Raw genomic sequence first — 16184 nt, 5'->3', positions numbered from 1 at the left:
CGTCAGGCGGCGTGGGCGATCCGGGTCAGCTCACGCCACAGCAGCACCACGAACAGCGCCGAACCGGCGAAGGCGAACCAGAACGGCGCCGTCACATCGACGCGCGTCGCCAGGACGCCGCCGATCACCGACCCGGCGACGAGACCGCCGAAGACGCAGATGGTGTTGACGCTGCCGACGCGGCCCTGCAGGTGGTCCGGCACGGCCCGCTGCCGGACGGTGACCGACGTGGTGCCCCACACGAACGCGTGCGCGCCGAAGACGAAGAAGATGGCGGAGGCGACCCACACCGACGTCGTCACGGCGAGCGCGAGGTGCGTGAGGGTCTCGATGATGAGCCCGGCCCGCATGATGTTGCCGAGGCTGAAGCGGCGGGTCAGCCTCCCGTAGAGGCCGGTGCCGAGCAGCCCCCCGGCGGCGGAGACCGTGGTGAGCAGCCCGAAGCCGACCGGGCCGAGGCCGAGGCGCTGCTGCACGTACAGCACGAGGACGGACCACGCGGCGCCGAACGTGACGTTGAAGACGAGGATCGTCAGCGACAGGGTCCGCACGGCCGGGTGCCGGACCGTCCAGCGGAACCCTTCGACGACCGCGTGCCACACCCCGACTGGCGCTTCGCCCGCCTCCGGGGACGGCTTCGAGGGCAGCGCGACCCGGGAGACGAGCAGTACACCGGCGGTGACGAGGACCGTCTCGGCGGCGAACGGCCACGCCAGCCCCGCGGCGAACAGCACCGCGCCGATCGGCGGCCCGGCGAGCTGGTTGAGGGTGATGAACCCGGCCTGGAGCCGGGCGTTGGCGACGACGAGGTCGTCGCGGTGCACGAGCGTCGGGGTGAGCGTCGCGGCGGCGTTGTCGGCGAAGACCTCGGCCGTCGTCAGCAGCCCCAGCGCGACGAGCGCGGCCACGACCGACAGCCGGTCGGCGGCGATCAGGGCGACGAGCGCGAGCAGCACGACGGCCCGCAGCGCGTCGGCGGCCATGACGATCCGCCGCCGGTCGAGCCGGTCGGACAGCACCCCGGCGTACAGGGCGAAGACCAGCGCCGGCGCCCACCGCAGCAGCGCCGCGAGGGACACCAGGAACGCGTTGTCCGTCAGCGACGCGACGAGCAGCGGCCCGGCCGCGACCGCGATCCCGTCGCCGAGGTTGCTCGTCCACGACGAGGCCAGCAGCCACCGGAACCCGGTGCCCAGCCGCGCCGGCACGACCTTCTCGACGACATCGCCCACGAGGACGGAACCTTACCCGCATTCAGGACGGTTTGAGTGCCTCGGCCCGGGCGACGACCGCGCGGCGGCCGGCGAGGCCGAGCTTCGTCAGGACCGCGGACACGTGATGGTCGGCGGTCCTGACGGAGATGAACAGCCGGTCGGCGATGCGTGCAGCCTCGCCGCCGGCGGCCTCCCCCGGCATCGGGAGCCGTTACCTGTTCGGCGCCGCCCGCTCCCTACGCTCTCTGCCTGCGCCGGGCTCTCGCGGGCAGGACCACGAGGGCGCCGGCGCCGGTCAGCAGCAGGGCCGTGCCCCACAGGACGATCACGGGGAGGATGCCGTCGTCGCCGGTCTTCGGCAGGGCCTGCCCGGCGGCCTCCGCGGCCGTCGCCGCCGTCGACCTGACCGTGAACTTCGCGACGATCGTCGTGTCGGCGGGGCCGGTCACCGGGTCGCTGCCGTTGTTGCACTGGGTGTCGACCTGCGGGTGGTCGAACAGGATGTCCGCGACGGTGAGCGTGACGAGGCCGGGCGTGCCGGCGGTGAACTGGCCGGTGAGCGTCGCGCCGGGCACCGTCGCCTGGGCGGCGACCGCGCCGTAGGCGGGGCCGGTCAGCTTCACCGTGCCGGTCTGCGCGCCGCTGAGCTTCACGGTCGCGGTCGGTTTGAGGTCCCCGGCCGTGATCGGCGCGGGGCCGTTCTTGCCGCCGTTGTCGAAGGTGTACGTGACGGTGACGTTCGCGCCGTACCCGGGGTTGGCCGGGGACATGCTCAGGGTGTGCGTCGCGGTCCAGTCGCGGATCGTGCTGAGCGTCTTGCACTTCATCGTCACCGACGCGGGCCCGAACGTCTCCGCGGGCGTGACCGCCTCCGACGCACTCGCGCCGGCCGACGCACTGGCACTGACCGACGCGCTGGCACTCGCCGACGCACTGGCGCTCGCCGACGCACTGGCGCTGGCCGACGCGGTGACGCTCGCCGAGCCGGACGGCGCCGGGGTCACGACGGCCGACGCGGTGACCGGGGTGTCCACCGGTGCCGCCTTGTGGTCGCGGTCGCCGCCCGCCGAGCAGTACGTCGTCGCGGTGGTGTTGGCGAACGCGACCTGCCGCACGGTCAGCGACACGGTGCCCGCGACCGTCGCCGTGTACGTGCCGGTGGCGCTGACCGGGCCGAGCGGCACCGCCGCCGCTTTCGCCGACGCCGGGTACGCGGCCTGGTTGAGCGTGACCGTCCCCGGCTGCGCGCCGCCGAGGGCGACGGTCACCCGCACCGGCACGTCACCGGCGTTGAGCGGCACCGGTCCGTTGGTGACACCGGCGACGGCGGCGAGGGTCACGGTCACCGTCTCGCCGGCCGCGGGGCTCGCCGGGGTCTGGCTGAGGGTGAACGTGTCGCTCCACGTGGTCGGTGAGGTGCCGGTCCCGGTGTCGCTGAAGTACAGCCGGCAGCCGAGGCTCGCCTCGACCGGCGCGGCCACGGCCGGCCCGGCGAGCGTCACGACGCCGACGAGACCGCCGACGGCGGTGACCGCCAGGGCGGCGGCGCCGACCGCGAGACGGCGCACGGCGGTCACATCCCTGCCCGCGACCCCGACCGCGAGACGGCGCACGGCGGTCACATCCCTTCCGCGGTGCGGGCCCGGCGGCGACGGGCCGGGAGGACGACGAGGAGGCCGACGCCGACGGTCAGCAGCGCCGAGCCGGCGAGCAGCACCACGAACGGTTCGTCGCCCGGTCCGGTCTTCGGCAGCGCGGTCGCCTCGGGCGCGGCCGTGGTCGCCGCCGGCTGGGTGGTCGCCTGGGCGGCGGCGCCGAACGTGAGCTTCACCGACGCCTTGTTGGCGGCGATCTCGCCCGCGTTTCCGCCGGACGGGAGGATCTGCGCGGCGATCACGCAGGTGCGTTTCGTGCAGTCGAAGGTGCCGAACTTGGCGGCCAGCTTCAGTGTGACCGTCGGCAGCTTGCCGGAGGCGTCGGCGTTGACGAACTGGGAGCCGCCGGCGAGGTTGCAGTCGGTCGGGCCCTTCACCTCCTCGATGCACTGCCCGACCGCGATCTGCTTCAGGTTCGCGGTGAAGCCGCTGCCGCCGACGGTCACGGACGTGCCGTCGGTGAGGCCGGTCGTCTTGCTGACCGTGAGCGTGGGCGCGGCCTGCGCGGCGGTGAAGGCGGGCGCCGCGCCGAGCGGCACGACACCGGCGACCGCCGCGGCGGTCAGCACCGCGAGGGTCGAGATCCGTCGTTGCATCGGGAGTCTCCTCATGTGGTAGCGCTCGTGTGGTCGCGCGTCTGGGTCGCGCTCATGTCGTCGCGGGTCTGGGCCGCGCCGGAACGGTTGACGGCGGCGAGGTCGGTGCCGAGGTAGGACCGCACGACGGCCGGGTGCGCGCGGACGTCGTCCGGGGTGCCGTCGGCGATGATCCGGCCGCCCTCCATGGCGACCATGCGGGTGGCGAGGCGGGACAGCAGCGGCAGGTCGTGCTCGATGACGAGCAGGGTGGTGCCGAGCTCCCGGTGGACGCGCAGCAGCAGGTCGCCGAGGGCCGCGCCGTCCGCCTGGGACACGCCGGAGGACGGTTCGTCGAGCAGCAGCAGCGCCGGTTCGAGCGCGAGCAGGCAGGTGATCTCGACCATCCGCCGGGTGCCGGTCGACAGGTTCCCGACCAGCGCGTCGGCCACTGTGGACAGTCCCATGAGGTCGACGAGCCCGGCGGCGCGCGCGGCCTTGCGGCGCTCGGCGACGGGGCCGCCGAGCGCGGAGGTGAGCAGGTGGCTCGGCGCCGTGCGCTCCCCGGCCGTCATCACGGTCTCCAGGACGGTCATCGTGGCGAACAGTCGCGCGTCCTGGAACGACCGGACGAGCCCGAGCCCGGCCCGGCGTTCCGGAGTGGCCCGTGTGACGTCCCGCCCGGCGAACGTCACGGTCCCGGCGTCCGGCGGCACGAACCCGGCGATGATCTCGAACAGGGTCGTCTTCCCGGCGCCGTTCGGCCCGATGATGCCGAGCACCTCCCCGGCGGTCACGTCGAGGTGGACGCCGTTGACGGCGGTGACCCCGCCGAACGCCTTCGCGATGTCCCGCACCACGAGCAGCGGCCCGCCCCCGGCGGGCGCCCGCAACGGCACCGTCCGGGCCGGCAGCGTCGGCACCGCGGGCCCGGGCGCCGCGGATTGCTCCAGAAGCGCGGGCGTCTCGTCGAGGCCTGGGGGGCGCGCGTCGGCGGGTGGGCGGGACCACCGGGCGGTGAGGGCGTCGCGGGCTCGTACCAGCACCCCTCCGAGACCACCGGGGAGCAGCACGACGACGAGCAGCCATCCCAGGGTGAGCGCCGCCTGGCCGGGGATGCCGAGGTCCACGAAGGACGGGATGCCGACGATGACGAGCGCGCCGAGCAGCGGACCGCCGAGCAGGCCGATCCCGCCGACGACGGTGACCGCGACGACGTCCACGCTCGCCGACGCCGGGAAGCTGTTGACCGTCAGCTGTGTCTGGCCGTGGCCGATGACCGCGCCGCCGAGGCCCGCGAGTGCGCCGGCGACCGCGTACGCCTGGAGTTTGCGCAGCGGCGCGGACACGGTCAGCGCCCGCGCGGCCTCCTCGTTGTCCCGCAGCGCGGTCAGCAGGCGGCCGAACGCGCCGCGGCGCAGGTTCGCCGTCAGCCACATGCCGAGGCCGAGCATGAGCAGCGCGAACAGGTAGTAGTCCTTCGCCATTTCCAGGGTGTAGCCGGCCCAGCGCGGTTTCGGGGTGCCGACGCCGGAGCCGAGCAGCCAGTCGCGGCGCAGCAGGTACGCACTCGTGGCGAGCGCGAACGCGAGAGTGGTGACGGCGAGGGCGAGACCGCGCAGCCGCAGCGCGGGCACCCCGACGGCCGCGGCGGCGAGGGCGGCCGCGGCGCAGCCGGCGACGACACCGGCGAAGAAGTTGCCGGTGTCCGCGCCGACCCGCACCGACACGGCGCCGCCGATGCCCGCGAACGCGAACTGGCCCAGTGACAGCTCCCCCGCGACGCCGGTGACGACGAGGACGGACAGCGCGACGAGCGTGAAGCCGGCGACCGTGGTCAGCGCCGACGCCGTCTGGTTGTCCACCAGGTAGGCGAGCGCCGCGGCGAACAGGAACCCGGCCGCGGCGACGAGCTTGCCGAGGTGCCGCACGGGCCACGGGCCGGTCAGCGGCGCCGCGCCGGAGCGGGCCCAGCCGCCGTCGTCGGTGTCGCGGCGGCCGAGCCGGGGCTGGCGCAGCAGCGCGATGAGGATCGTCGCGCCGAGCACGACCTGGACCAGACCGGTGCCCGAGGACCCGGACAGCAGGACCTGTTCGAGGACGCCGATGCCCAGCGACGCCGCGAACGCGACCGGGATCGACGACAGCCGGGCGATGACCGCACCGGCGAGCCCTTTGAGCAGCAGGTCCGGGCCGAGCGTGTCGATCGACTGGGCGCCCTGGGTGGGGGTGACGAGGATGGCGGAGAACGCGGCGATCCCGCCGGCGATCGCCCACGCGACGGTCGCCATGCGGGGTGCGGCGACCCCGTCGAGGAGCGCGGCGGACGGCTGGTCGGCGGCGGCGCGGATCGCGAGGCCGTGCCGGGACCGTTTCAGGAACAGCGCCAGGGCGACGAGCAGGAGCGGGGTGAGGATCAGCATCGCGGTGAACGCGGGCCCGACCGGGGTCCGCCCGACGGTGAACGACGGCAGCCCCGGCGGCTTCGGGAACGTGGCGCCGCTGACGCCCTGCCGGTTCACCAGCAGCGACACGACGAGGATGAACTGCGACAGGCCGAGGGTGGCGATCATGCCGATGACCCGGGATCGGTGCCGGAGCCTGCGCACGACGCCCGCCTCGACACCGGCCGCGACACCGGCGGCGACGAGCATCGCGGCGGGGAACGCGACCCAGTAGGCCACGCCCTCCCCGACCACCAGGCGGCCCAGCACCGCGGCGCCGAACACGCCGATGGAGCCGTGCGCGAAGTTGACGAACCGGCTCGACCGGTAGGTCAGCACGAGCCCGACGGCGAGCAGCGCGTAGGTGAGCCCGGTGAACAGCCCCAGCAGGATCCGGTCCGGCCCGAAGTCGTATCCCCAGAGACTCATGCCGCCGCCTCTGCTGCGCTCCGGCGTCGGCCTGAGCTCGAACTGCGCTGCGGCCCGCTCATGCGTGCCCGCCCAGCATCAGCGACCGGACGAGGTCCGGCCGGCCGGCGAGGTCCGCGGACGTGTGCTCGGCGACGATCGTCCCCTTCTCCATGAAGTACGCCCGGTCCACGAGGGACAGTGCGACGTTGACCGACTGTTCGACGACGAGCAGCGCGGTGCCGAGCCGGTTGAGCCGGCGGACCATCTCCAGCAGACCGCCGACGACGACCGGGGCGAGGCCGAGCGAGAACTCGTCGATGAGCAGCACCCGCGGGCGCTGGATGAGCGTCTTGGCGAGGACCAGCATCTGCCGTTCGCCGCCCGACAGCGTCGAGGCCGGTTGGTCGCGCCGCTCGTACAGGCGGGGGAAGACCGCGAACGCGCCGTCGACGGCCTTGCGCAGGCGCCCGTCGCGGCGGCTGACCGTGTAGCCGTACATGCGCAGGTTCTCCGCGACGGTCAGCGACCCGAACGCCTGCTGCCCCACCACTGTGGACAGTCCCAGGCGGACGCGGCGGGCGGCGGGCACCGCGGTGATGTCCCGGCCGGCGAGCAGCACCCGGCCGGTGCCCGGGCGTTGCAGGCCGGCGAGGACCCGCACGAGGGTGGTCTTGCCGACGCCGTTCGGGCCGCAGACGCCGACCATCTCGCCGTCGGCGACGCGGACGCGGACGCCGTAGAGGACCTGCACGGGACCGTAGGCGGCGTCGACGCCGGCGCAGGCGATGGCGTCAGCGGGCGGCAAAGGGGGCCTCCTCGCCCTGGTAGGCGAAGCAGCCGCAGCCGCTGTCGTACGCGAGGGGCCGGTAGCCGTTGGCGGCGGAGTAGCGGCCGGGGCCGAGCAGCCCGGTGAAGCCGGTCGCGGGGCTGAAGCCGGCGCCGATCGCCCGTGCCGCCTGCGACCAGGCGGCCGCGTTGAGGTCGGCGCCGAGGTCGCGGGCGGCGGCCTGCAGCAGCCGCGCCGCGTCGCAGTAGGGGAACGCGACGCGGGCGTTCTCGCGGGTCGCGAACCGCTGCCCGTCGGCCTCGTAGACGGCGAGGCAGGCCCGTTCGGCGTCGGTGCCGGGGAACGGGTACGCGCTGTCCGGGACGTCCTGGCTGGGGTTGAAGCCGATGCCGACGGCGCCTTCGAGGCCCTCACGCGGGATCGTCGCCGGGTTGTTCACCAGGAAGCTCGGGTTGTCGAAGCTGGACAGTGCGTAGCGGGCGGTGAAGCTCTGCGCGGCGGCGACGGTGAGGAAGAACGACGCCATCCGCGCGCCGCCGAGGAAGAACACCCGGTCGATGCCCTTGGCCCGGAAGTCGACGGCGGCCTGGTTCAGCCCGGCGTTGAGGGTGCCGAGGTCGGTGGTGTCGATCCACGCGACCGCCGGTGTCACGTTGAGCCGTCGCAGCTGCGGCACCGCCAGCCGCTCGTACGCGCTGCGGTTGGTGGGCGTGTCGGCGGCGACGACACCGGCCTTGGACGTGCCGGCGAAGTACCGGGAAGCCTCCAGGCTGCCGAGGAACGCGCGGACGAACTCGTCGTAGTCCGGGTAGCTGGCCGACCACAGGTACGGCGCGAGCTTCGTGAACGTGGTCTGGTCGTTGGCGACGAGGGTCGCGTCGAGCACGAGGGTGCGCCGGGTCGCGTAGCAGGGGCGGGCGTTGCTCTGGAACTGGCCGGTCAGCACGACCGCGAAGGCCTTGTCGTCCTGGGTGATCTGGTTGCACAGCCGCTCCTCGGCGGCCGGTGAGTCGTCGGCGGCCTCGTAGTTGCGGTAGACGGCGACCATCTTGCGGCCGGCGACGCCGCCGTTGGCGTTGACCCACGTCTCGATCGCCTTGACCTGGCGGGCCGGGTCGCCGGCGTCGGCGGTCTTGAAGCCGGTGACGCTGGCGGTGGCCTTGAGGTCGACGCCGACGAACACGACCTTGACGCTGTCGGCGGTCACCCCGGGCCCGGTGCCGGTGAGCCGCTGGTCGTCGCCGCCGCCGGTGCCGCCGGGGCCGCCGAGCGCGCCGGGCATCACCGACGAGCAGCCGGCGAACGCGACCACGGCCGCGACCGCGGCGGCGCCCGCCCGCAGGGTCAGCGACCAGTCGTGCACCCGCTCACGCACCCACATCAGGGCTCCTCTTCCGCCGGCCGGACCGGCCCTTCCGTGGTGGACGCTGCAGTGCGGCCCGCCAGTCGTCGGCGTCCGCGTGGCCGGCGAGGTAGGCGTCGAGCTCGCCCAGGTCGACGACCGCTTTCGCCCCGCCGGTGTCCTCCTGCGACGCCGGTCCCCTGGTGGGGCGGCCGCCGGTGAGGACCGCGTCGAGGGCGGCGAGGTCGACGATCGCCGTGCCACCGTCGCCGTCCGGCTCGCCGAGCAGCTCGCGCAGGGTCGCGGCGCTGATCTGGGCCGTCGCCCGCCGGTGGAGCCGGTGCGCGCCGGGTGCGTCGTCGAAGACGAGGACGGCGCCGAGCGCGGGCACCCGGACCAGGGGTGGCAGCAGCAGCGGGTCGTCGCTGCGCGGGACCGGGGCGCCGGCGAGGCGCCGGGCCTTGAGCCGGCGGTGGACGCCGAGCACGATGAGCGCGACGCCGAGCACGTTGAGCGCCAGGAGCCCCCACGGGTAGGCGTCGTGGGCGACCGAGGCGGCGCCGAGCCCGGCGATGTCGGCGCGGACCTGGTAGCGGCCGAACGCCGCGAACGGGACGGTCACCGGCACCCGGTACTCGCGGGTCTCGCCGGGGCGGATCTCGCCGGAGCGCGGCGCCTCGGCCGGGTCCCCGCCGCCCTTGCCGACGCGGACGTTGAGCGGCAGCTCCCGCAGGCTCTGCCCGCCCGGGTTGCGGACCTCGTAGACGAGGGTCCGTTCGGCGCGGGCGCCGAACCACTCCGTCCACGACGCACGGCCGTCGAGGTGGATGCGGACCACGTCGAGGCGGGCGACGGTGCCCGCCACGGCCGGCGCCGGGCCGGTGGTGTGGCCGGGGATGTCCAGCGGCACGTCGACGTGCCCGCTGGTGCCGGCGCCGACGAGCGCCACGTGCACGACGCACGGGCAGGGGCGGGGCGGGTCGCCGACGCGGATGTCGACGCTGAACGTCCCGTCCGGCCGGGCCGGGGTCGCGAGCGCGGCGCGCATGTCGCAGGCACCGGACCCGGTCAGGGCGAGCTCGCCGCACGTGACGACCTGCAGCAGCTGCCCGGCGGGCCAGCCGGCGCCGGTGACCTTCAGTGTCGCGCCGGGTTTCGCCGACGGGGCGCCGACGCTCGCGGTCAGCCCGTCGGCGTGCGCCGGGGCGGCCGGCAGCCACACCGGCGCGGCGAGGGCCAGTCCACACAGGACGGTGAGGGTCCGCCTCATCGCACCGTCACCGGCTCGGGCAGGCGTCTGCGCGGCTTGGCGGTCACGGCGGTGGCGCGGCGCCGGCGCTGCCGGATCAGCAGCACGAGACCGGCGACGACGACGGCGAGCGTCGGCCACGGCACGACCACCGTCGTGTCCTGCGACCGCGCGGAGACGCCGCCGTCGGCGGTGACGGTGACCGAGGTGGTGACGACGTCGAACGGCCACACGCCGCTGACGGCGCCGGAGAGCCGGGTCTTCGCGCCGGGCAGCAGGTCGATCTGCGGGGCGGTGCCGTGCCGGCGGATGTGGTGGCCGAACAGGCCGGTGACGCGCACGGACAGCGTCGGCGGCAGGTGCAGGTTGCCGGTGTTGACGACGTCGTAGGTGTAGGAACCGTCCACAGTGGTCGGCAGCCAGGGCTGGTCGTGGCTCGTCGTCACCCGCTCGACCCGCAGGCCGGGGATGGTCGGCCCGCTGACCCGCAGGTAGACGCGGGCGGCCACGGCGCGGCGGACGGTGACGTCGACGCCGTTCTGCTTCGTGGTGGCGCCCGGCTGCTCCTCCATGGCGACGACCCCGCCGACGTGGTCGCCCGGGGTCGCGTTGGCCGGCACGGTGATGACGAACGGGACGTCCGCCTGCGACTTCGCGGGCACCGTCACGGTCGCGGCGCCGACCTGCGTCCACGCGCCGATGTCGACGTTCGCGGCGTCGGCGGTGCGCAGGCCGAACCCGCCGTCGTTCGGGGTGTTGTACGCGTCGGCGCCGTAGAGGCGGAACGTGCGCGGCTGGTCGGCGAGGTTGGTGACCCGCACCGAGTCCTGCACGGAGGTGCCCGGCGGCGACTCGAGGAAGAAGTACAGCCGCGGCGCCGGTCCCGCCTGCGCGGGCGGCGTCGGGTTGACGGACCACTCGCCGTTGTCGGCCGCGTGGGCGGGTGCCGGCACCGCGCCCAGTGCCAGGGCGGCGACGGCCGCCACGACCTTTGCCCGCATGCGTCCTCCTCGTGCTGTGAAAAGGTGGGGGCCCGGCAGGACCCCCACCCTCCGGTGCTAGCTCAGCGTGATCGTGAGCGTCGCGGTGTAGCCGCCGGCCAGCTGGTTGGCCGGGATCTGCAGGTCGAGCGCGGCGCCGGCGTCGAAACCGCCACCCGTGCCGGCCGCGTCGGCCGGGGCCGAGCACAGGGTCGATCCGTCGACCGCACCCGCGGAGCCCGCCGTGGCGGTCACCGCGTTCGTCGAGCCCGGGGCGCCGACACAGGTCGGCACCCAGGTGAGGTTCGCCTTCGCGATGGTGCCGCCCGGTGTGCCGGTGAAGTCGGTGACCGCACCGACCAGGCTCCAGCCGAAGGTGCTGCCCCGGTGGTCCGTGACGGTGATCGGTGCCAGGGCGCCGGTGCCGTGCTGGACGGTCCCGTTGAGCGTGACGCCGCTCAGCGTGACGTTGCCCGAGCCGGTCGTGCGGGACATCGCGAGGTTGCCCGCCGTGACCGTCTGGGACAGGTTGTAGGTGAGGTTGCAGGAGCCCGTGGTGGCCGGGCCCGTCTTCGCCACGCAGGAGTCGGCCGAGGCCGCCCAGGTGGCGACCGCGAACAGGGTGCCCGGGCCCACGCCCGAGGAGGCGCCGATGTAGGCGGTGGTCGGGTCGTTGACCGTGAACGAGCCACTGATCGCGCCGGCGAGCCCGGCCGTCACCGTGACCGCCGCGTCAGCGGTCGCCGGCGGCGGAGGTGCCCCCGCCTTGTAGCCCCGGATGGAGACGGTGCTGCCCGGGTTCCAGTTGGTGCCCGTGACCGTGACCGCCGTGCCCGCGCCGCCACCACCGGGGGTGATGGAGATGGCCGGTGCGCCGAGGATCGTGATCGGCGTGGTGACCGTGTTGGTGCCGTCGGACACGGACAACGTCCGGGACCCGACGGTGGCGCCGGCGGGGACGACGAGCGTCCCGGTGCCCGCACCCGTGGCGTCGGTGCTGCCGGCGCCGGTGCCTTCAGCGGTGCCGCCGCCGCCCGCGTTCTTCAGCGACGCGGTGAGGGTCGCGCTTGGAGCCAGCCCGGTCACGGAGAAGTTGATGGTGTTTCCCGCCCGCGCAGCGCTCGTGACGCTCTGCCCGGTGACCGAGGTGATGCTGGTGCCGCCGCCGAACACGCTGTAGTTCTCGACGATCGTGCTCGCCGCCGGGGCGGCCTTGTGGTCCCGGTCGCCCGGCCCCGAGCAGTACGTCTTGGCGGTCGCGTTGTTGAACACGGCCTGCGTGACGGTGAGCGACGCGGCGCCGGCCGGGCCGGCCACGTACGTGCCGGTCGCGGTGATGGCGCCGAGCGGCGCACCCGCGGCCGCCGCGGCGGTCGGATAGGTGGCCATGTTGAGCGTGACGGTGCCCGACTGGGACCCGCCGAGCGCCAACTTGATGACGACCGGCACGTCACCCGCGCTGAGCGGGACCGGACCGTTGTTGGGTCCGGCCGCCGCCGTGAAGGTGACGGTGACGGTCTGCCCGGGCGACGGCGTGGCCGGCGTCTGGGTGAGCCCGAACGTGTCGTTCCACGTCGTGGGCGAGCTGCCGGTGCCGGCGTCGCTGAAGTACAGCCGGCAACCGAGCGAGTTCGCCGCGGGCCCGTACGCCTCGGCGCTGGTGCTGCCGAGTGCGATGGCGGCGGTGAGGCCCAGGGCCCCCGCCGCCAATCTGGAGGGGATCTTCATCGAATCTGCCGCTTCCTCTCTGGTGTTCGCTCCGGCGGACTGCTCCACCGCTTCAGGCGCCGTTTCGCAGAGTGGAACGATGTTTCTGCGGTGGTAACGTCTATGAAGGCAGTCGCGTCCCCTGTTGTCAACCGTCCGGACAGGTGCTGTTGCCCCTCCCGGGCCCGTCCCACCATGTGAACCAGCACCACGCCGGCCTGCCGTTTCTGGGATTCCGCCCGCGCGCCGCTGGCAGGTGCCGCCGACAAAGCGGTGGATCCCCGGTGTCCTGCCACCGGGTGGTCGCCCCGACCGGTCAGGTGGTGCGGATGAGGGCCGCGCAGGAGGCGGGGTCGTCGGAGAACGGGAGGTGGCCGCAGCCCGCGAGACGGACGTGGCGGGCGTGGGGCAGGGCGGCGGCGGCGCGGCGGGCCTGGAAGGCGGGCAGGATCGCGTCGCGGGTGCCCCACGCGACGGTGACCGGGATGCGGTCCAGGGTGCCCGGGCCGGCGAACCGGTGACCGGCGAACGCGGCCCGCGCGGCGGTGAAGGCGGGCGCCGCGACGAGCGCGTCGACGTCGGCGAGGCACACCGCGGGATCGAGCCGGGCCGGGTGGCCGAAGAACACGCCGAACAGCGCGATCCGGCCCGCCGCCGTGGACGCGAGGGCGGGCAGCGCGGGCCGGGCGACGCGGCCGAGGACCCGGGCGCCGGTCACCGCCGCCTGGCACCAGCGGCGGGAGAAGGGACCCCAGAAGCCGATCGGCGCGAACGCCGTCACCGACCGGGCCACGCCGCGCCGGCCGAGCTCCAGCGCGACCCCACCGCCGAGGGAGCTCCCGGCGACGTGGAACCGCGCGGCATCGGGAAACGCGCCGGCGGCGAAGCGGGTGACCGCGTCCGCGAGGGCGCCGACGTCGACGGCGCCGGTCGAGGGCGAGGCGCCGAAGCCCGGCAGGTCGAGCGCGACCACGTCGAAGCGGGACCGCAGCAGCGGCAGGACCGGCTCCCACAGCTGCCACCGGCTGCCGATGCCGTGGATCAGGACCAGCGGCGGGCCGGTGCCCGACCGGTGGTGCGACAGCGCGGTCACGGGGCCACCGTACGTTGTTGACACCCGGCCAACAACAGTGCACGGTGGCTGCCATGCGTGCGGAGCGGGGGCGGAGGCTGGAGCCCGACGTGCGGCGGGAGCAGATCCTCGCCGTCGCGGTGCGGTTGTTCGGGGAGCGGCCGTTCGCGGAGGTGTCCACCACCGACATCGCCGAGGCGGCCGGGGTGGCGCGCGGCCTGATCAACCACTACTTCGGCACCAAACGGGGGCTGTTCATCGAGGCGGTGCGGGTCCTGGTGACGATCCCCGCGGTCGCCGTGGAGCAGCTGCCCGACGGCGACCTCGCGACCCGCGTCGACGCCAGCGTCACCTGGTTCCTCGACGTGGTGTCCCGGCACAGCACGTCGTGGCTGGCCGCGGTCGACGGCGGCGGGGTCGGGCGGGACCCGGACATCGAGCGGGTGCTCAGGGAGGCCGACGACATCGCCGCCGACAGCATCCTCGTCGCGGTCGGCCTCGGCGGCGAGCCGGGGCATCGCGACGAGCGGCGGGCGATGGTCCGGGCGTACTGCGGACTCGCCAAGGCCACCGCGCGGGAGTGGCTGGAGCGCGGCGTGCTCAGCCGCGAGCAGGTGCACCTGCTGCTGGCGACCACGCTCATCACCCTCGTGGAGAAGGTGCTGTGACCCGGATCCTGGTCATCGGCGCCGGTTTCGGCGGGGTCGCCGTCGCGCACCTGTTGCGGCAGGCGGGTTTCCGGGATCTGACCATTGTGGACCGGGCGGCGGGCGTCGGCGGGGTGTGGCGCGACAACACGTATCCGGGGTGCGCGTGCGACATCCCGGCGCCGCTGTACTCGTACTCGTTCGCGCTCAACCCGGACTGGTCGCAGCGCTTCCCGCCGCAGCCGGAGATCCTGGACTACCTGCGCCGGTGCGTGCGCGACTTCGGCCTGGAGCCCCACCTGCGGCTCGGCACCGAGGTCACCGCCGCCGCGTGGACGGGCGAGCGGTGGCGGGTGACGTTCCAGGGCGGCGGGACCGACGAGTTCGACGTGCTGATCCCGGCGATGGGCCAGCTGTCCAGGCCGAAGGTCCCGGCGCTGCCGGGTGCGGAGGACTTCACCGGCCCGGCGATGCACACGGCACACTGGGACCCGGCCGTCGACCTCACCGGGAAGCGGGTCGGCGTCATCGGCACCGGAGCGAGCGCGATCCAGCTGGTGCCGGCGATCGCGCCGCACGCCGGACACGTCACCGTCTTCCAGCGCACCGCCCCGTGGACGCTGCCGAAGCCGAACCGGCGCTACCGGCCGTGGCGGCGGGCACTCAACCGCCACGTGCCGGCGGTGATGCGGGCCGCCCGCGCCGGCACGTGGCTGCTGACGGTGGTGACCGGCAGGGCGGTGACGGGCAACCGCCCGGCGCGGCTCGCGGTGTGGGCGCTGTCCAGCGCGCAGCGGGCGGTGCAGGCGCGCGGCATCCGCAAGACCGTCACGCCCGGCTACGCGATGGGCTGCAAGCGGGTGCTGTTCACCGGCGACTGGTTCCGGACCCTGCGCCGCCCCGACGTCGATCTGGTCACCGCCGGCATAGCGCGGGTCACCACCGGCGGCGTTCAGACCGATGACGGTGTCACGCATGGTTGCGATGTCCTGGTGTACGGCACGGGCTTCGCGGCCACCGAGTTCCTGGCACCGGCGCGGATCGTGGGGCGCGACGGCCGTGAGCTGCGCGACGAGTGGCGCGGCGGCGCCTACGCGCACCTCGGGATGGCGGTGCCGGGCTTCCCGAACATGTTCCTGATGTACGGGCCGAACACCAACACCGGCAACACGTCGGTGGTGTACTTCCACGAGGCGCAGGCCCGCTACATCGTGCAGGCGGTGCGGCTGCTCGCCGCCGCCGGCCCGGTCGAGGTGCGGGCTGAGGTGGCGGAGGCGTTCGACGCGGAGATGCAGCGACGCCTGGCCGGCAGCGTGTGGGTGGGCTGCGACAGCTGGTACCGCACCGGCGAGGGCCGCGTCGTCACCAACTGGCCGGGCATGGCGAGCGAGTACGCCGCCCGCACGGCCCGGCTCGCCGCGGCGGACTACACCGCGGCAGCGGAGCGCTGAGCGGCGCCGAACCGCATCCGGAAGTCGGCGGCCACGAACGACACCAAGGGCCGCCGCCCGGCGAGGAACCCCAGCGGGCCGCCGGGCGCGACGCTCCACGCGACACGGGCGGGCCCGTAGCGCGCGGTCGAGCGGACCGCGGTCGTCTTCGCCCGTCCGGCGAGCGCCTGCACGACCCGGAACCCGACCGGCAGCCGCGGCGGCAGCCCACCCCCGCGCGGCAGCGTCGCCGACGCGATCGGTCCGTCCCCGGTCGCCGCGGACGCCCGGCCGCCGGCCGGCACCGCGAGCGTGGCGAGGTCCTTCGGGATGCCCCACAGCGCCCGGCCACCGTCGCGGGACGGGACGCTGTCGACCCAGATGTGCGTGATCGTGACCCGCGGCCGCCAGCCGGCCCGGGTCAGCACCGCGGACAGCAGCTCCCGATAGGCCAGGTCACCGCCGGGCCGGTAGTCCACCCACGCCGTGCCCACGAACGCGCGGCGGCCCACCCTCAGCACCCGCACGGCCCCGGCCAGCTCGCCGGGCAGCGCCGGCACGTCGGCGAGCGGCACGGCCCACACGGACACGTGCATCCGGCCGCGCAACGACCACGGCGAAGGTGGATACGACATCGATGAGCTTCCCTCCACGACGGCACTCTACGCCTC

General features: G+C 74.6%; 14 protein-coding genes. 2 read left to right on the top strand and 12 right to left on the bottom strand.

The features are described 5' to 3' along the window. Nucleotides 1-2 precede the first annotated feature (2 nt). The 11 genes from ABZS58_RS39470 to ABZS58_RS39420 form a co-directional block, all read right to left on the bottom strand. Nucleotides 3-1232, bottom strand: coding sequence for an MFS transporter (locus ABZS58_RS39470; RefSeq protein WP_354788727.1), 1230 nt, complete (start codon nt 1230-1232; stop codon nt 3-5). A gap of 22 nt (nt 1233-1254) precedes the next feature. Then, on the bottom strand, nt 1255-1416 hold the full coding sequence (locus ABZS58_RS39465) for a LuxR C-terminal-related transcriptional regulator (RefSeq protein ID WP_354788725.1): 162 nt from the start codon (nt 1414-1416) through the stop codon (nt 1255-1257). A gap of 34 nt (nt 1417-1450) precedes the next feature. Further along, nucleotides 1451-2827: a hypothetical protein gene (locus ABZS58_RS39460; RefSeq protein ID WP_354788724.1), complete on the bottom strand. Its 1377-nt coding sequence runs from the start codon at nt 2825-2827 to the stop codon at nt 1451-1453. A gap of 5 nt (nt 2828-2832) precedes the next feature. Next, nucleotides 2833-3465 (bottom strand): neocarzinostatin apoprotein domain-containing protein, encoded by a 633-nt coding sequence (locus ABZS58_RS39455; protein ID WP_354788723.1) that lies wholly within the window; start codon nt 3463-3465, stop codon nt 2833-2835. A gap of 11 nt (nt 3466-3476) precedes the next feature. Then, nucleotides 3477-6317 carry an ATP-binding cassette domain-containing protein gene (locus ABZS58_RS39450; protein ID WP_354788721.1) on the bottom strand — a complete coding sequence of 947 codons (2841 nt, stop codon included), beginning with the start codon at nt 6315-6317 and terminating at the stop codon, nt 3477-3479. 58 nt (nt 6318-6375) lie between these two features. Further along, the gene (locus ABZS58_RS39445; RefSeq protein ID WP_354788720.1) at nt 6376-7104 is read right to left on the bottom strand and encodes an ABC transporter ATP-binding protein; all 729 of its coding nucleotides are present in this window, start codon (nt 7102-7104) and stop codon (nt 6376-6378) included. Beyond that, nucleotides 7091-8467, bottom strand: coding sequence for a hypothetical protein (locus ABZS58_RS39440; protein WP_354788718.1), 1377 nt, complete (start codon nt 8465-8467; stop codon nt 7091-7093). The genes ABZS58_RS39445 and ABZS58_RS39440 overlap by 14 nt, the downstream gene beginning before the upstream one ends. Further along, a complete protein-coding gene (locus ABZS58_RS39435; RefSeq protein ID WP_354788717.1) occupies nt 8454-9698 on the bottom strand; it encodes a hypothetical protein in 1245 nt (414 codons plus the stop codon). The genes ABZS58_RS39440 and ABZS58_RS39435 overlap by 14 nt, the downstream gene beginning before the upstream one ends. Further along, nucleotides 9695-10678: a DUF916 domain-containing protein gene (locus ABZS58_RS39430; protein ID WP_354788715.1), complete on the bottom strand. Its 984-nt coding sequence runs from the start codon at nt 10676-10678 to the stop codon at nt 9695-9697. The genes ABZS58_RS39435 and ABZS58_RS39430 overlap by 4 nt, the downstream gene beginning before the upstream one ends. Nucleotides 10679-10735: 57 nt before the next feature. Beyond that, nucleotides 10736-12385: a hypothetical protein gene (locus ABZS58_RS39425; RefSeq protein WP_354788713.1), complete on the bottom strand. Its 1650-nt coding sequence runs from the start codon at nt 12383-12385 to the stop codon at nt 10736-10738. Between the two features lie 295 nt (nt 12386-12680). Continuing rightward, nucleotides 12681-13457 carry an alpha/beta fold hydrolase gene (locus ABZS58_RS39420; protein WP_354788712.1) on the bottom strand — a complete coding sequence of 259 codons (777 nt, stop codon included), beginning with the start codon at nt 13455-13457 and terminating at the stop codon, nt 12681-12683. Nucleotides 13458-13510: 53 nt separating this feature from the next. Here ABZS58_RS39420 and ABZS58_RS39415 point away from each other — a divergent pair, with 53 nt between their 5' ends. Both ABZS58_RS39415 and ABZS58_RS39410 read left to right on the top strand, forming a co-directional pair. After that, nucleotides 13511-14104: a helix-turn-helix domain-containing protein gene (locus ABZS58_RS39415; protein ID WP_354788710.1), complete on the top strand. Its 594-nt coding sequence runs from the start codon at nt 13511-13513 to the stop codon at nt 14102-14104. Then, nucleotides 14101-15534, top strand: a complete 1434-nt coding sequence (locus ABZS58_RS39410; RefSeq protein WP_354788709.1) for an NAD(P)/FAD-dependent oxidoreductase — start codon at nt 14101-14103, stop codon at nt 15532-15534. The genes ABZS58_RS39415 and ABZS58_RS39410 overlap by 4 nt, the downstream gene beginning before the upstream one ends. Here ABZS58_RS39410 and ABZS58_RS39405 read toward each other — a convergent pair. Next, nucleotides 15510-16148 carry an acetoacetate decarboxylase gene (locus ABZS58_RS39405; RefSeq protein WP_354788708.1) on the bottom strand — a complete coding sequence of 213 codons (639 nt, stop codon included), beginning with the start codon at nt 16146-16148 and terminating at the stop codon, nt 15510-15512. The genes ABZS58_RS39410 and ABZS58_RS39405 overlap by 25 nt on opposite strands. Nucleotides 16149-16184: the final 36 nt, after the last annotated feature.

The sequence above is a fragment of the Dactylosporangium sp. NPDC005555 genome, assembly GCF_040605635.1.
Lineage (GTDB): Bacteria > Actinomycetota > Actinomycetes > Mycobacteriales > Micromonosporaceae > Dactylosporangium.
Note: the sequence above shows the minus strand (reverse complement) of the source record. Positions and strands in the feature narration are given on the sequence as shown.

Bases quoted from the DNA above. Each gene is read 5' to 3' on its own strand.
- ABZS58_RS39465 (WP_354788725.1), bottom strand. From the start codon at position 1,416: ATGCCGGGGGAGGCCGCCGGCGGCGAGGCTGCACGCATCGCCGACCGG.
- ABZS58_RS39455 (WP_354788723.1), bottom strand. From the start codon at position 3,465: ATGCAACGACGGATCTCGACCCTCGCGGTGCTGACCGCCGCGGCGGTC.
- ABZS58_RS39450 (WP_354788721.1), bottom strand. From the start codon at position 6,317: ATGAGTCTCTGGGGATACGACTTCGGGCCGGACCGGATCCTGCTGGGG.
- ABZS58_RS39440 (WP_354788718.1), bottom strand. From the start codon at position 8,467: ATGTGGGTGCGTGAGCGGGTGCACGACTGGTCGCTGACCCTGCGGGCG.
- ABZS58_RS39435 (WP_354788717.1), bottom strand. From the start codon at position 9,698: ATGAGGCGGACCCTCACCGTCCTGTGTGGACTGGCCCTCGCCGCGCCG.
- ABZS58_RS39430 (WP_354788715.1), bottom strand. From the start codon at position 10,678: ATGCGGGCAAAGGTCGTGGCGGCCGTCGCCGCCCTGGCACTGGGCGCG.
- ABZS58_RS39425 (WP_354788713.1), bottom strand. From the start codon at position 12,385: ATGAAGATCCCCTCCAGATTGGCGGCGGGGGCCCTGGGCCTCACCGCC.
- ABZS58_RS39415 (WP_354788710.1), top strand. From the start codon at position 13,511: ATGCGTGCGGAGCGGGGGCGGAGGCTGGAGCCCGACGTGCGGCGGGAG.
- ABZS58_RS39405 (WP_354788708.1), bottom strand. From the start codon at position 16,148: ATGTCGTATCCACCTTCGCCGTGGTCGTTGCGCGGCCGGATGCACGTG.